The organism is Neobacillus sp. GCM10023253 (assembly GCF_042653105.1).
GTDB lineage: Bacteria > Bacillota > Bacilli > Bacillales > Cytobacillaceae > Neobacillus > Neobacillus citreus.
In genome coordinates this window covers 61,327-76,212 of the sequence record NZ_JBHSHV010000019.1, presented here as the reverse complement: position 1 = coordinate 76,212, position 14,886 = coordinate 61,327, and the positions used below count along the sequence as shown (strand labels likewise).

Below are 14,886 nucleotides of genomic sequence, written 5' to 3'. Positions count from 1 at the left end.
TTATCTTGCCGTTTTCTCCTTTAAAACTGTCTCAAGAGCCTGCTTCATTCCCTTTGTTTCGATTTCGTACAAATAATGGGTAACAGCATCTGTTAGCCCCGTAACAGAATTTAAGTCCATTCCCCAATTTTTCTCGTATCCAAAAACTGCACGAACAATTTCTTTTAGACTTTCACGTGATCCATCAAAGCTGTCCCATTGCGTTTTGAAAAACTCAAGAATGTCTTGGTCATCACTAAGATTAATATCTTCCGCACCTCTTTTTCCCTTATAAAAAGCGATCAATGCAGCTAGTGAGAATACTAGTTTTTTAGGCAATTCCTCTTTACGGTTGATATATTCTAATAAAGATGGCAGGTCTCTAGTTGTATATTTAGAGATGGAATTCAATGAAATACTCATTAGAAAATGCTTGATATATGGGTTTCTAAATCGATCCAAAACATCCTTCGCAAAAGAAGCTAATTCTTCGGCCGGAAGATCTAATGTCGGAATAATTTCGTCAAAAATCAGCTCTTTAATAAAGCTGCCCATCACCGGATGCTCGACCGCTTCGGCAACTGTTTCTAAACCGTAAAGGTAGGAAACTGGTGTCATCGCCGTATGAGCGCCGTTTAAAATCCGCACCTTTCTTGTCCGATACGGTGTTAGGTCATCAACAAACATGGTGTCTAATCCGGCCAAATGGGTTGGAAATTCTTCTTTTATCCACTGAGGCCCTTCAATGACGAAGTTGTAGAATTGTTCACTGGCCACGACAAAATCATCTTGGTAGCCAAGCTCTTCCGTCATTTCTGTGATCGTATCAACAGGAAAGCCTGGAACGATCCGGTCAACGAGGCTATTGCAAAATGTATTGGCATCATTGATCCATTGAACAAATTCCGCACCAAGGTTCCAAGCAGCGGCATATTGGAGAATCATTTCTTTTAGTTTCTCGCCATTTTTTTCAATAAGTTCACAAGGAATGATGATTAACCCTCTGCTGTTATCCCCGTTAAAAGCCTGGAAACGATGGTAGAGAAAAGCCGTCAACTTTCCAGGAAAACTCTTTTGAGGGCGGTCCTCCAAGCGATCCGTTTCCTGATAGGCGATCCCAGCTTCTGTTGTATTGGAAAAAACAAAGCGCAGCTCTGGATTTTGCGCGAGTTCAAGATATTTTTCATATTCCGTATAAAGGTTTAAGCCTCTATTGATGGATTGGATTAGGGTATGCTCCTTCACCGGCTTACCATCCTTCATCCCTTGCAAATAAAGCGTGTATAAGCCATCCTGGGCGTTTAATTTTTCTACCTTTTCATACCCGCGTGGCTGAACAACCACGATACTGCCGTTAAAAAGGTTAGCTTTATTCATAACGTCGATTTGCCAATCAACAAAAGCCCGTAAAAAATTTCCTTCGCCAAATTGCAGGACCTTTTCCGGATAGGATTCAATGCCTTGGACGGTCTTTCGATTAAGTTTCTGCATGGTTATCTCTCCTTTTATGCACACGTGAACATTTTTGCAATTTATAAAACCGTTTAAAAGCTACCCGCCCTTTAAACGGTATAAGTTTACTTCACTAAGGATACGGATACAGACTTTCTGATCACTAATTCCGTTTCAACAAAAATCTTATCACCTTTGTGTTGATTATTTTCAATCACTTCAAACAGTTTTTCAGCGCCAAGTTTACAGATTTTTTCAACTGGTTTCTTGACAGTTGTCAAAGGCGGGTTTGTATACTGTGCCGAGGCTATATCATCAAAGCCTGTGATCGAAATATCCTCCGGAACCTTTAACCCTTTGGCAAATGCCGCATGGAGAGCACCGACTGCCATATCATCATTTGAGCAAAAGACGGCGGTAGGCGGATTGTCTAAGGCGAGCAGATTTTCCATGGCTTCATATCCGCTTTGCAAGTCATAATTTCCTTTTACCATATACTCCTTGCGTATTGGGATATCATTTTCCATCAATGCCTGCAGGTAGCCTTCCCTGCGTTCCAGTGTGGATTGGAAGCCTGTAATCCCTTCAATAATCGCAATATTCGAATGGCCATTTTCAATCAAATAGTTTACAGCATGGCAGGAACCTTCGTGGTCGTTCGATAGAATGTTTATAATCGATTGATCATTGATTTCCCGATTCATCACCACAAGCGGAATTTTTTGATTTAACACATGATAAATAAAGGAATTATCAGCGTCACTTTGGCTCATTAAAATAATCCCGTCGAACCTTTTGCTATGAATCGTGGAAAAGTCTTCATAATCGTCAATCCCTCTGACGAATAAATTGTAATCCTCATTGATGACGGCATTTACACCAGTTACCGCATCAGCAAAGAAACTGGAAGATGTTCCATTGGATATGCTCGTAAAGAAAAGGCCGATGGTATAAGACTTTTGAGTGACAAGGCTTTTGGCATTAAAGTTTGGTGTATAGTTAAGCTGAGCGGCTATGTCAAGGATCTTTTTCTTCGTATTTGGCTTGATTAGCGGACTGTCATTCAAGGCTCTGGATACAGTCGTATGGGATACATTTGCTAATCTCGCGATATCTTTAATTGTAACCATTTTGTTTCACCCTTTATTTACCTTCCGCTTTTCATTTTACTTGGAATAACGCTTTTTGAAAAGACGAGAGACTAAATTTGCGCTCTCGTCTTTTACATGAAAATTATAATTCAAAGCCAAAGTATTCGTTTGCGTTTTGATAGCTGATGCCTTGAACAATTTTACCTAAAAATTCGATGTTATTAGGTACTTCGCCATTTTCTACCCATTCAGCAATGAGGGCGCAGACAATTCTTCTGAAATATTCATGTCTTGTATAGGATAAGAAGCTTCTTGAGTCAGTCAGCATGCCAATGAAGCGGCTGAATAGGCCCATATTGGACAGTGATTTCATTTGCTCAATCATGCCAGCTTTATTGTCATTAAACCACCAGGCTGTTCCGAATTGGATTTTCCCTGGGACTCCACCGCCTTGGAAATTGCCAATCATGGCGGCAATGATATTGTTATCGTTTGGATTTAATGAATAGATAATCGTCTTCGGAAGTCCGCTTTCCTGTTCGATCAAATCCAGCAGTTTAGCTAATGGCTTTGCAATGTTCTCATCATTAATCGAATCCCAGCCCGTATCCGGCCCCAATACCTTAAACATTTTTGAATTCGTATTACGTAATGCATTAATGTGAAGCTGCATAGCCCAGCCTAATTCCGCATAATGTTTACCTAAAAACTTGAAGGTATAGGTTTTGAATTTCTTTTCATCTTCTAGGGAGACTTTATTCCCCTTCAAGGCTTCGCTGAAAATCACTGCTGCTTCTTCCTTCGTAGTGTCAGCATACAACATTTGATCAATGGCATGGTCAGAAACCAAGCAGCCAACAGAATGGAAGAACATGATTCTTGACTCAAGTGCTGTTAAATAGTCATCATAAGAGTGAATAGACACTCCTGAAACCTCTTGCAGCTTTTCAACCCATGGGAGGAATGTATCACGGTTAATTTCTAATCCTTTGTCAGGTCTGAAGCTTGGTAAAACCTTGACAGCAAAACTTGAATCTTCTTTAAGTTTGAGGTGGTATTCCAGGCTGTCCACAGGATCATCGGTTGTGCAAACTACTTTTACATTTGATTTTGTAATGAAATCCCTGGCGCCAAAGCCCTCACTGTTTAATTGTGCATTTACTTTCTCCCAAATTTCTGGAGCACTTTCCTCATCAAGTAAATCATAAATTCCGAAAAATCTTTGTAATTCTAAATGAGTCCAATTATAAAGCGGATTTCCAATTGTCATTGGAACGGTTTTTGCCCACGCCATGAATTTGTCATAGTCATTTGCGCTGCCGGTAATGAATTCCTCTTGAACCCCATTTGCCCGCATTAAACGCCATTTATAATGGTCACCATATAACCAAGCTTCGGTAATATTTTTAAATGTTTTATTTTCATAAATTTCCTTTGGACTTAAATGGCAATGATAATCGATTATTGGCATTTGCTTTGCATAATCATGATATAAACGGACAGCAGTTTCATTTTTCAATAGAAAATTTTCATCCATAAAGTTTTGCATATGTCCACCATCTTCCTAGTAAGTAAATTATTGTTAACGTTAACAAATTGATTGAAAAAAATTTGTAGTTAGTAGCAACCTTTTTCGATAGTTTAGCATAATGTTAACGTTAACATTTATGATTTTATTTTACCTTAGAACAGAATAGATTGCAATCGGTTTCAAATAAATGCCAAGTAAAACCTGGATAGAAAAAAATCTACACAGGTTTTACGATGGAGGAAATGTTTAGCTTGTCCGGACCCGCTTCCGATATTCAGATGGAGTCACTCCAGTTTTACGCTTAAATAAATTACTAAAATACGTAATATCTGAATAACCCAGTCGATCCGCTATTTCAGAAATCCTTAAGGAGGTTCTTTCAAGCAGTTTTTTTGCTTCATTCATCCGGATTTCAAGAACAAAGTCAACAAAGTTCTGTTCTGTTTTATCTTTAAAAAGCTTACTTAAATAACTTGGATTCAAATGCACGTAGTTGGCCGCTTCAGATAATGTGACCTCTCCTGGAACTTTGCTTTTGACGTATTGAATGACCTTCTCAACGGTGGATAATTCTGATGGATCGGCTTCTTTTTGGGGGGCAGCTGCCGTTTCTTCACTTTCCTGGCGATGCTTTACCCATTTGTCCAGACAATCTTTCAATTCTTCAAGCTCTACCGGCTTAAGCAGGTAGTCAAATACCCCTGACCTTAGGGCATGCTGTACATACTTAAAATCATCGTAACCGCTGATCATAATACAATCAGTACGAGACTCGCCATTTGCCAATGCCGTAACGAAGGCTAACCCGTCCATCACGGCCATCCTTACGTCTGTCATAACGAGATCAGCCGGCTTTTCCTTTAAAAAATCCAGAGCCTCCAAGCCATTGGTGCATTCCCCGATTACCTCAAAGGGCAGCTCTGCCTTGGCGATTGTATGCCGCAGTGCTGTGCGAACCCATTTCTCATCATCAACCAAGAGTATTGTGTACATGCCATCACTTCCCAATAAAACAAAAAGATTTATGTTCTTGACTCCTGATCCTTCAATCAGCTACCCGATAAGCCTGTTCATAGGCAAGCGAATGCTTATGACTGCACCAATGCCTTCCTTGCTTTCAACGCTGATGCCATACTCGTCGCCAAAAAGGTGAACAATTCTTCGATGTACATTCACCATACCGATTCCGGGCCCGCCTTCCATGACATCTTTTTGTCTTAGATTCTGGCGGATTTCTTCCAGCCTCAGCGGAGAAATCCCCACTCCATTGTCCTGAATTCTAATAATATAGGCCTCCTCTGATTCCTCAAGCGCCGTGATACTGATTTTTGAGATGCCTCCGGACGGTTCAAGCCCATGCTTAAAGGAATTTTCAACAATCGGCTGAATCGAAAATTTGGCAATGGTCTGTTTTTTCGCCCAGTCAGGAATCGAGAATTCATACTCGAATTTATCAGCAAAACGATGCTTCTGTATGCGAAGGTATACCTTTGTGTGGAGAATTTCTTCGTCCAACTTTACGATTTGCGAATTATTATTAATATTATAACGCAATAATTTGGCCAATGCCGCGGAAATATCCGATATTTCCTCCATTCCATTTTCCAAAGCCATTCCGCGAATGGTTTCTAGAGAGTTAAACAAAAAATGCGGGTTAATTTGCGCCTGAAGTGCTTTCAATTCAATTTCCTTTTGACGCAGCAGCATTTCCGTTTCCCTGATTTTAGAAAGATATACTTCATCTACAAGCTCATTTAATCTGATGAGCATTTTATTAAACCCTTGTGTTAGATCGCCAATCTCATCTTTAGATAAAACCTCGACCTGGCCGCTGAAATCTCCCTTTTCCACTCGCCTCATCATTTTTTGCAATCCGATTATCGGCTTTATGATATTTTCTGCCAAACCCGCACCGAGGATGATAGCAATCAGCATGGTGATGACCGCCATAATAAAAATGGTATTTCGAATATTGACAGAACTCTTGATTAGCTCTTTATAGGGAATGGCTGTGATGACAGTCCAACCAAGAAACCCGGAATGGTTATAGGTGAGTAATTTCTTTTGTTCCCCGCTTGTAACAAAGGAACCGCTCTCCCCTTGAAGAATTTTTTGCATATTTTGCAGTGACGCCTTCTTCCCCAGTTGGGAAAAGTCTGGATTATAGACGTAGTTTCCCTGTGAATCTACAATATACATAAACCCGGAATGACCAATATTGACTTGGCTGGCAATTTCCTTAAACCTCTTAAAATTAACATCTACCACTATAAAACCGACCGGTTTCAGGGTTTTTGGGCTAAACAATCTTCTGGCAATGGAGATAACATGTTCTTTGTTCTCGTTATCTTCAAGTGTACGTGTAAAAATAACTGGTTCAGCTGTTTCGGGCAGGATTCTATCAAAAAACTTCGGTTGAAACGCCTCCATTGGATGAAACCGATTGTAGCGGACATCGATTGCATCGACTGTAGCGACATGATTCAAGGAAATTGTAATGTTAGCTATGTCCGATCTTGAATAGGCAGCATTTTGCAACACCTTTTTGATATTAGCTGTCCCGCCACTTGAGTTTAATTCCTCTTCGGTCGTCATTTGGAGGAACCGATTCACCGCTTGGTTATTCAAAATTTTTAATATTTCAATCTCAAAATCACCCACATAATACTCAATATGGGTATTTACCTGCCTGATGATTTGCCAGCTGTATGAACGTGCTTCACTCTCAAGTACTTCCACTGATTTCTGGTAGGAAAAAAAGCCGATAAAACTAATCGGCACAATCACAAAAAGTGCAGAAAAAACAAACAGCTTACGAACCAGTGACTGATCTTTCAAGAGCAGTGCGTGCGCTAGCCGCTCCAACATATTTCTTCTAAAATGTTCCATAACTCACCTTATTTCTATGTTACATGAAAAAAGAAAGACTATGCAAAATGAATTCATTTTAAGCATAGTCTCTCCAGTTATTTTTTCCTTACATTTAAAATTATTTTCTAGCTGCGTCGATGGCATCAAGAACATCTTTATAGTCAGCACGATACTTATCGATTACAGGCTTAACTTTATTTTGCCAAGGCTTAACATCTTTAACCTCAACAATCTTCACACCAGACTCTTCAATTTTCTTCTGGGAATCTTTCTCCATTTTATCCCATTCTGCACGTTCTGTTTTCACTGATTCAGTAGCAGCTTCCTGGATAATCTTTTTATCTGCATCACTTAATTTATCCCAAACAGTTTTGCTGGCTAGTAGAATCTCAGGTACACGCTGGTGACCGTCAAGAATTAAATTCTTAGCTACCTGATAATGGTTAGCAGAAACATAGCTTGGTGTATTGTTTTCAGCTCCATCGATAACGCCTGTTTGAAGTGAGCTGAATACTTCTCCGTAAGGCATTGGAGTGGCACTGCCGCCTAGTGCTGCAATTAGGTCAATATTAATCTGGTTTTGTTGTACACGGATTTTTTGGCCTTTCAAGTCATCAACGCTCTTGATAGGTTTAGTAGAATAGAAGCTTCGTGCACCAGAATCATAGTAGGCAAGACCTTCCATTTTTGAAGCTTCTAAGCTCTTTAACATTTCCTTACCCTTGTCACTGTTTAAGAATTTCCATTCATGTTCGGAACTGTCAAAGATATATGGAAGACTGAATACACCTAGAGGTTTACTGAATTCAGCCAATGGTCCGGCACTTACACGTGTGAATTCAACCGCTCCCAATTGAACTTGTTCAATGACAGATTTCTCATCGCCAAGCGAGCCGTTCGGGAATACGCTAATTTTAATGCGGCCATCTGATTTTTTGTTCACAAGCTCAGCAAATTTCTTATCTCCTAATACAGTTGGATAGTTATCAGGATGTGTATCAGCCAAACGGAAAGAGTATGTTTTTCCTTCTGATTTTGCGCCTTTATCTCCATCAGTTTTTGCTTTATCTGCCGTTCCACCACATGCAGCAAGAATTAAACTTGCCCCAAGGACTGTACTTAGCGTTGCTGATAAACGTTTTGTAGACTTCTTCATTATAAATCCCCCTTCTAAATTTTAAAATTAATTAGATATATAGATAACTTTTGAAACCGATTTTAATGGCCTAACACATGTGGCAGCCATAGTGAGATGCTTGGAACATAGGTTAAAAGCATCAATGCTGCCAGCAGCACCAATCCAAACGGTGCCATTGCCTTGGCGGCTCTCATGATTGGGACTTCGCCTATGGCGGAGCCAATGAAAAGAACCGTTCCAACCGGAGGTGTTAGAAGTCCAATTCCCAAGTTCAACATTAGAATGATACCGAAATGAACCGGATCCATACCCATTGCCGTAACAACAGGAAGCAAGATTGGTGTCATAATCAGGATAAGCGGTGCCATGTCCATGCCGCATCCGAGGATGAGCAGCAATACGTTGATAATTAATAGGATAATAATCGGATTATCAGAGATACTTAACAATCCATCTGTTACCATATTAGGAATTTGTAAGAATGCTAGTACATAACCTAAAGCATTGGATGCTGCAATCAGGAACAATACCATGGAAACCGTCCTGAAGGTACGAATCAAGATATGCCACATCCGGCTGAACGGAATTTCCTTGAAGACAAAGAATGTTACAATGACCGCATATAAAACAGCGATAGCACCTGATTCCGATGCTGTAAACCAGCCCGAGAATATTCCACCCAAGATGATCACGATCGGCATGATTGAAATAATTCCATCTTTAATGACTTTTGGTCTATCTTTTTTGTCAATGACAGTTGTTTGAGTGAAGCCTTGGCGGATAGCCAAAATGCGGCTTACAATCATAAGCGTTACACAAAGCAGGATTCCTGGTACTACACCCGCCATAAATAAGGTTGCAATGGACACACCGCCGGAAGCAAGAGAGTACAAAATTAAGTTATGGCTTGGCGGAACAACTACACCCTGAATCGCAGCAGCAGAAGTTAAGCCAGTTGCAAATTCTTTACTGTATCCTTTTTTCTTCATCATCGGAATCATTACTGAACCAATTGACGATACGTCAGCAGCAGCAGAACCCGAGATATTTCCGAACAATAGACAGGCAAGGACGTTTACCATTGCCAAACCGCCGCGGACCCGGCCAACTATTAGCATCGCGAAGTTAATTAAGCGAGCGGCTAAGCCCCCTTCATTCATTAACTGGCCAGCCAGAATAAAGAACGGGATTGTTAATAATGCAAATGAGTTTACACCCTGAATCATCCGTTGTCCAATTACCTCTAGCGGCATGTTCAAGTAAATCATAGTGAGAACAGTTGAACCTGCCAATGTCAGCGCCACCGGAAAACGCAGCAGCAGCATGATAACAAAGCTTGAAAGCAGAATGATTATGGCAATTGTTGTTTGATCCATTGTTAGTGGCCACCACCCTCTACGTTATGTCTTCTAGTGTCAACACCAATTAATTGCAAGAAAGCGTAAATGATCATCATGAAACCGGTAATCGGCATGACCGCATATTCCCAAGCATTAGATAATTTTGTTGCTGGCAGAGTCGATTCACTCATTAAAACGGTAAAATCCCAGCCATATTTCAGCAAATAATAACCGAATGCCATCGTTGCAAACGATACCACTTTATCGATGACCTTAATCACCGCTGGAGGCAGTTTTGCGGTAAAGGATTCAATGGCTAAATGCAGTTTTTCACGAACGCCTATGGCAATTCCCATAAACGAAAACCAGCATAACAATAACAGAGTAACTTCCTCTGACCAAAACAGTACGAAATTAAACAATTTTCGAGTAAAAACCTGCAGTGTTACGATGATAATCATGACGACCAGTGAGCCTATCGCCACTTTTTCAAAAAGACTATCAATGAACAGACAAAATCGTTTTAGCGCGTTCACTATCTAATCCCCCTCTTTTTTTGACTTTTTTAATTCTTCTTGATTTTGTAAGTGCTTTCTAAAATTATTGTAAATGTTTTCATTCCTATCGTTAACCCTGCTGATTTTAGATTTTTTTATACTTTTTTTAGGTCAGCTCACAAATTCGACAAAAAATGGACTAATTTTTTAAAAAAGAAGAACAGGGGATTAGCCATATGAAGCATTTCAACAAGAATGAAGAAGGACACAATTGAAGGAATCTTCGAGGGAAATGTCCCTCATAAGACCGATGAAGGACAAATACAAAGGAATCCAAGAGAAAATGTCTCTCATAAAGGCTGCACACTTAGCAAGGTTGGAAAAAGTGTATGGCTAAAATGCAGGTTGATTTACCTCCCTGTTGATTGGAGCGGAGGGCACTCGACTCCTGCGGGAAATAGAGGTCACTGGAGACCCCACAGGCGCTACAGCGCCGAGGAGGCTCCAGGACCTCCCCGCGGAAAGCGAGTGCCCGGAGCGGAAATCAACAGGCCCATTAACAGGGACAATCAATTTAAATTTGGTAATTTAAGTTTTTAAATCTCCTTTGTACTACGCTTCTGCTTCATTCATTTCGCAAGCGTGAATTTCACAATTTATGATGGCTTCATCGAACGTTGTTGCGGTACCAGTGATTCTTGCAGAACCGTAAAATTTGCGTCCCAATTCGATCGCACTTAATTTTAAGTTCTCATTCTCCGGGTCCTTTTCCAATTCTGCCAATGCCTCATAATACTTGGATTTATTCTCCGAAATGGTTGATGATTTAAATAAAAAGATGGGTCCGAAAACGATAAAAGCGGCTAAGATAGGTGTAGCATAATAGAGTAAATGAACCATTTGAATCCCTCCGATATACTTTTTCCACATATTTGTCGTAATTTTGAGAAAAAAAAGGTAAAATTTGTTGAAACCTGCTGAATTTACCTGTAAAATTTTCCTAACAGGTCATTTGGATGGTGAAGTTAATGGAAGTAACAAAACATCTTTTCTTAAATCTATCCATTTTAATCATCTTTCTCTTTTTCAGTTTTATTTTTGTCGACAAAAGTAAAAAGATTACCCTTTCTAAGTCCTCGTATATCGTATTTTTTATTGTGATGCTGTGGATTTGCATCCAATTTTCCTATAATCCTATTTCTTCCGCTAGATTCGATTTAAGAATCATCCCACTCGTCATTGGCGGATTATATATAGGTATTGGTCCGATTTTGGTAGCGGCTGCCATTATTATGAGAAGCTTTTTTGGAATTAATTCTGGCTTATTCTTAACGACCCTGCTTTTTATTCCCTATGCCATTGTTGTTTGGCGGATTTTCCCATGGTTTTGGAAGCAAGGTCCTGGAAGACGCATTTTCATATCTATTTGCTTCGGAATGACTTTGAGTGCTTTGACAGTGATGGGCATGGTATTATCGGATACCCATGCTTATTGGCTCGATGTTTGGATCGCATATTTAATAATCCCCGCACTTGGAATTGGAATTATCTCCTATGCTATTGAATTCATTCAAAAAAATATTGAAATGAGACAGCAATTAGTAAAGGCGGAAAAGTTAAAAGCGGTGGAACAAATGGGTGCGGCCATTTCACATGAAATCAGGAATCCTTTGACGGCGGCAAGCGGATTTGTACAGCTTTTGGAGGATGACCATCTCCCGAGGCAAAAGAGAAAAGAATACTTATCCATCGTCAAGGAAGAACTAAATTCTGCAGAAAGAGTCATCCAAGATTATTTGACTTTTGCCAAGCCTTCCATCGAAACGTACGAGGAGCTTAATCTTAAAAGTGAACTCAAGCAAATCATCAATATTGTCCAGCCTTTAGCCAAACAAAATTCTGTCGAGATTATTACCGACTTTTCAGTTATTGGAATGATTAAAGGAGATCGGCAAAAATTTCGCCAATGCTTTGTGAATGTTTTAAAAAATGCCATTGAAGCAATGCCCAATGGAGGATATTTGAGTGTATCAACTGAATTTAATCAAACCTATGTAACGATCTGTGTCAATGATACAGGCATGGGCATGACAGACAAACAAATCGAACGGCTTGGAGAGCCGTTTTACTCGACAAAAGGGAAAAATGGCACAGGCCTTGGTATGATGGTTGTCTACAGTATTGTCCGGGCCATGGGTGGAACCATTTCGGTAGAAAGCAAAGAAGGCGTAGGGACAACCTTTTTATTCAAATTTCCCACTCTTACATCCATTTTTAAAAATCAAATATGATGAAAACCGACGGTACATTCGTGCCGTCGGTTTTTTTGTGTTTTCTTACTTACCGATAAACATCTGCGACCAATGCTTGCCTGTTTCTTCAAACCCTACACCAATATGAGTAAAGTTAGGGCTGAGAATGTTTTTGCGGTGGCCTTCACTGTTCATCCAGGCATTCACTACCTCTTGTGGGGTCCGCTGTCCTTGCGCAATATTTTCTCCTGCTGATTTATAAGTGACACCAAAGTCCCTCATCATGTCAAATGGTGAGCCATACGTTGGGCTTGTATGAGAGAAATAGTGGTTTTGCTGCATATCAAGGGCCTTCTTTTGAGCGACACTGCTTAACTGTGTATCCGCCTTTAAAGCTGGAAGCCCATTTTTGCTACGCTGGGCATTCGTTAAATCAATCACCTGCTGCGCATATTGACCGACTGTGCCAGTAGCCGGTGCAGTACTTTTGGCTGGTGCCTTAGGCTGCGGCGCCGGTGTCGTCTGCTTCGGTGCCGGTGCTGGTGCCGGTGCCGGTGCCGGTGCTGGTGCCGGTTGAGTCTGCTTTGGTGCTGGTGCTGGTGCTGGTGCCGGTGCCGGTTGAGTCTGCTTCGGTGCTGGTGCTGGCGTCGGCACGTTTATGTTTGGCATCTGAGACTGCAGGAATGGCTGTGCCTGCTCAATCACGCCCGATTGGAACCAATTGCCTTGACTAGGGTCAAGACGGACAAATTGATATTTGGCATCCTTGATTAAAACAGCTCTCGTGTGTGGATATTGATCGCTGTCCAAATTCGTGAAATAAGCCGAAACCATATCATCATTGGTTCGTCTTATTTTTCGATTATCATTAAACAGATTTGCATCGAAATCCGGGTCGTTGTTGTCATTATTTGTATAATCTTCCGTCAGTGGACCATTATGGTCAATCCCATCATCCCTGCCATTACGAACATCGAAAATGCCATTATTTCGGTTGTTCGTATCCAGAGCCACCCTGTTGCGATCGTTAATGTCATTTCTGTCATTGTTACAAGCGGCCAATCCCATTGTAAGCATGGCAGTTAAAGCTAAGCTAGCTGATTTTTTTATCAATTGTAATACCCCCTTTTGAAAAATTTTTCGCTTGCTTACTTATTTTCTAAATTTCTTAAGGAAAGTATTAATGGAAATTAACGTCTTAAAACACAAAAAAAGCCCGCGATTTCGCAAGCTTTTTGAGTAATGAAATGCTTTATTTATCCAGCATAGGAATTCTGTTTTTATATTTATTGATTAACTCACGATTATGTTCAGCCGCACCATCAGCATTGCCGCTTTTAAAGATAGGCGGAGTAAACTGATGTTCCACCATCATATTTACCGCCTCGACCATAATTCCATTGGCAATCGCTGTGCCCACAACAGTGGAACCCGACCCAAACGAGACTTCCAAATTTGGCAGCTCCATCATGGCATCCCCTAAAGGAATGTGGTTATCGATGACAAGGTCCGCAGCTTGAAATAGATACTGTCCGTCTTTATGTCGGGACGAAACAGTTTTTGGATAAGCAAGTGAAGTAATGGCAATGACAAAAGCCTTTTCTTTCTTGGCCCATTTTGCAACATCGATTGGGACCGGATTTCTTCCCGATGTAGAAACAACCATAACGACATCATTTGGCGCTATACTGATGTCCCCCATAAATGAATCGGCAAAATCATTTTGCTGTTCCAGTTGAGACGAACGTACCGCTCCTTTATGAAGCATAAGGTCTTCGATCAGGATAGGATTGATCGGAACCAATCCGCCAGCACGGTAAAAAAGCTCCTCCCCAATCATGTGAGAGTGGCCGCAGCCAAATACATGCACAATTCCATCATTTTCAATACACTTAGCAATCTCGTTTGCTGCCGCTTTTATGCTTTTTTCTTCCACCTCTTCAACGGTGGTCAATAGCTCTTTTAGTTTTTCAAAGTATTGATTGAACATAGCAAATTCTCCATCATTTTTATCTCTTCATCTGAATCATGAATTTGTACCGGTCTGCCCGATAAACTGACTTTACTAACTCAACAGGAGTCCCATCCTTTAAGTAAGTGTTTCGCTGTATGAGCATGACAGGTGCGCCTTTGCTGATTTTAAGCAATTTTGCTTCATTTTGATTCGCAATCGAAGACTCGATCATCTGGGAGGCGCTGTCGATTTTTAAATGTAACTGTCCTTCAATATAAGCATATAACGATTGATTGACAATTTGTTCTGTAAGTCCCTTAATAAGATTGGCTGAAATGTAGTTCGTTTCATACGCCATGGGAACACCATCTGCCAAACGAATCCTTTTGATTTCATATACTGGAGCAAACTCCGAAATGGAAAGCTGACTGGCAACTTGTTTCGATGCTGGAATAATTTCAAAATGAATTAACTGACTCCCCGGAATCATTCCTCGTGTCTTCATATCCTCGGTAAAACTGGTTAATCCTTGCAGGGGCTGCTCGATTTTCCGCTCCGCAACAAAGGTTCCCTTTCCTTGCAAGCGATATAAATAGCCTTCATTGACGAGCTGCGTAAAGGCCTGCCTCACCGTCATTCGGCTGATTTTATACTTTTCAGCGTATTCCCGTTCTGGAGGAAGGGCATCTCCCGGCAGTAGTTCCCCTTTTTCAATTAACTCTTTAATATGCTCTTCCAATTGATAATAAATAGGAATGGGGGAGTTCTTATTAATCATTTT

13 protein-coding genes are annotated in these 14,886 nt (G+C 40.6%); 1 reads left to right on the top strand and 12 read right to left on the bottom strand.

Features of this window, described 5'->3' with window-relative positions:
• From ACFPA1_RS21640 to ACFPA1_RS21600, 9 genes are all read right to left on the bottom strand, one after another.
• Entirely contained in the window at window positions 1-1,470 is a 1,470-nt protein-coding gene (locus ACFPA1_RS21640; RefSeq protein ID WP_213141155.1) for a tagaturonate reductase, read from the bottom strand.
• 86 nt (window positions 1,471-1,556) lie between these two features.
• Complete coding sequence (locus tag ACFPA1_RS21635) at window positions 1,557-2,561, bottom strand: LacI family DNA-binding transcriptional regulator (protein ID WP_378585452.1); 1,005 nt, start codon at window positions 2,559-2,561, stop codon at window positions 1,557-1,559.
• Between the two features lie 103 nt (window positions 2,562-2,664).
• Window positions 2,665-4,071: a glucuronate isomerase gene (uxaC, locus tag ACFPA1_RS21630; RefSeq protein WP_213141157.1), complete on the bottom strand. Its 1,407-nt coding sequence runs from the start codon at window positions 4,069-4,071 to the stop codon at window positions 2,665-2,667.
• A gap of 228 nt (window positions 4,072-4,299) precedes the next feature.
• On the bottom strand, window positions 4,300-5,046 hold the full coding sequence (locus ACFPA1_RS21625; protein WP_213141158.1) for a response regulator transcription factor: 747 nt from the start codon (window positions 5,044-5,046) through the stop codon (window positions 4,300-4,302).
• A gap of 60 nt (window positions 5,047-5,106) precedes the next feature.
• Window positions 5,107-6,942: a sensor histidine kinase gene (locus ACFPA1_RS21620; protein WP_213141159.1), complete on the bottom strand. Its 1,836-nt coding sequence runs from the start codon at window positions 6,940-6,942 to the stop codon at window positions 5,107-5,109.
• Between the two features lie 100 nt (window positions 6,943-7,042).
• A complete protein-coding gene (locus tag ACFPA1_RS21615) occupies window positions 7,043-8,080 on the bottom strand; it encodes a TRAP transporter substrate-binding protein (RefSeq protein ID WP_213141160.1) in 1,038 nt (345 codons plus the stop codon).
• A gap of 62 nt (window positions 8,081-8,142) precedes the next feature.
• Window positions 8,143-9,438: a TRAP transporter large permease gene (locus ACFPA1_RS21610; protein ID WP_213141161.1), complete on the bottom strand. Its 1,296-nt coding sequence runs from the start codon at window positions 9,436-9,438 to the stop codon at window positions 8,143-8,145.
• 2 nt (window positions 9,439-9,440) lie between these two features.
• A complete protein-coding gene (locus tag ACFPA1_RS21605) occupies window positions 9,441-9,938 on the bottom strand; it encodes a TRAP transporter small permease (RefSeq protein WP_213141162.1) in 498 nt (165 codons plus the stop codon).
• A 573-nt stretch (window positions 9,939-10,511) separates the two neighbouring features.
• Window positions 10,512-10,799 carry a hypothetical protein gene (locus ACFPA1_RS21600; RefSeq protein WP_213141163.1) on the bottom strand — a complete coding sequence of 96 codons (288 nt, stop codon included), beginning with the start codon at window positions 10,797-10,799 and terminating at the stop codon, window positions 10,512-10,514.
• A 128-nt stretch (window positions 10,800-10,927) separates the two neighbouring features.
• On the opposite strand from ACFPA1_RS21600, the gene ACFPA1_RS21595 reads away from it, so the two are divergent.
• Window positions 10,928-12,190, top strand: a complete 1,263-nt coding sequence (locus tag ACFPA1_RS21595) for a sensor histidine kinase (RefSeq protein ID WP_213141164.1) — start codon at window positions 10,928-10,930, stop codon at window positions 12,188-12,190.
• A 45-nt stretch (window positions 12,191-12,235) separates the two neighbouring features.
• On the opposite strand, the gene ACFPA1_RS21590 is transcribed toward ACFPA1_RS21595, so the two are convergent.
• The 3 genes from ACFPA1_RS21590 to ACFPA1_RS21580 form a co-directional block, all read right to left on the bottom strand.
• A complete protein-coding gene (locus ACFPA1_RS21590) occupies window positions 12,236-12,985 on the bottom strand; it encodes a CAP domain-containing protein (protein WP_213141338.1) in 750 nt (249 codons plus the stop codon).
• Between the two features lie 418 nt (window positions 12,986-13,403).
• The gene (locus ACFPA1_RS21585) at window positions 13,404-14,141 is read right to left on the bottom strand and encodes an SIS domain-containing protein (protein ID WP_213141165.1); all 738 of its coding nucleotides are present in this window, start codon (window positions 14,139-14,141) and stop codon (window positions 13,404-13,406) included.
• Window positions 14,142-14,160: 19 nt separating this feature from the next.
• The gene (locus tag ACFPA1_RS21580) at window positions 14,161-14,883 is read right to left on the bottom strand and encodes a GntR family transcriptional regulator (RefSeq protein WP_213141166.1); all 723 of its coding nucleotides are present in this window, start codon (window positions 14,881-14,883) and stop codon (window positions 14,161-14,163) included.
• Window positions 14,884-14,886 lie beyond the last annotated feature (3 nt).

Bases quoted from the DNA above. Each gene is read 5' to 3' on its own strand.
- ACFPA1_RS21640 (WP_213141155.1), bottom strand. From the start codon at position 1,470: ATGCAGAAACTTAATCGAAAGACCGTCCAAGGCATTGAATCCTATCCG.
- ACFPA1_RS21635 (WP_378585452.1), bottom strand. From the start codon at position 2,561: ATGGTTACAATTAAAGATATCGCGAGATTAGCAAATGTATCCCATACG.
- uxaC (WP_213141157.1), bottom strand. From the start codon at position 4,071: ATGCAAAACTTTATGGATGAAAATTTTCTATTGAAAAATGAAACTGCT.
- ACFPA1_RS21625 (WP_213141158.1), bottom strand. From the start codon at position 5,046: ATGTACACAATACTCTTGGTTGATGATGAGAAATGGGTTCGCACAGCA.
- ACFPA1_RS21620 (WP_213141159.1), bottom strand. From the start codon at position 6,942: ATGGAACATTTTAGAAGAAATATGTTGGAGCGGCTAGCGCACGCACTG.
- ACFPA1_RS21615 (WP_213141160.1), bottom strand. From the start codon at position 8,080: ATGAAGAAGTCTACAAAACGTTTATCAGCAACGCTAAGTACAGTCCTT.
- ACFPA1_RS21610 (WP_213141161.1), bottom strand. From the start codon at position 9,438: ATGGATCAAACAACAATTGCCATAATCATTCTGCTTTCAAGCTTTGTT.
- ACFPA1_RS21600 (WP_213141163.1), bottom strand. From the start codon at position 10,799: ATGGTTCATTTACTCTATTATGCTACACCTATCTTAGCCGCTTTTATC.
- ACFPA1_RS21595 (WP_213141164.1), top strand. From the start codon at position 10,928: ATGGAAGTAACAAAACATCTTTTCTTAAATCTATCCATTTTAATCATC.
- ACFPA1_RS21590 (WP_213141338.1), bottom strand. From the start codon at position 12,985: ATGGTTTCGGCTTATTTCACGAATTTGGACAGCGATCAATATCCACAC.
- ACFPA1_RS21585 (WP_213141165.1), bottom strand. From the start codon at position 14,141: ATGTTCAATCAATACTTTGAAAAACTAAAAGAGCTATTGACCACCGTT.
- ACFPA1_RS21580 (WP_213141166.1), bottom strand. From the start codon at position 14,883: ATGATTAATAAGAACTCCCCCATTCCTATTTATTATCAATTGGAAGAG.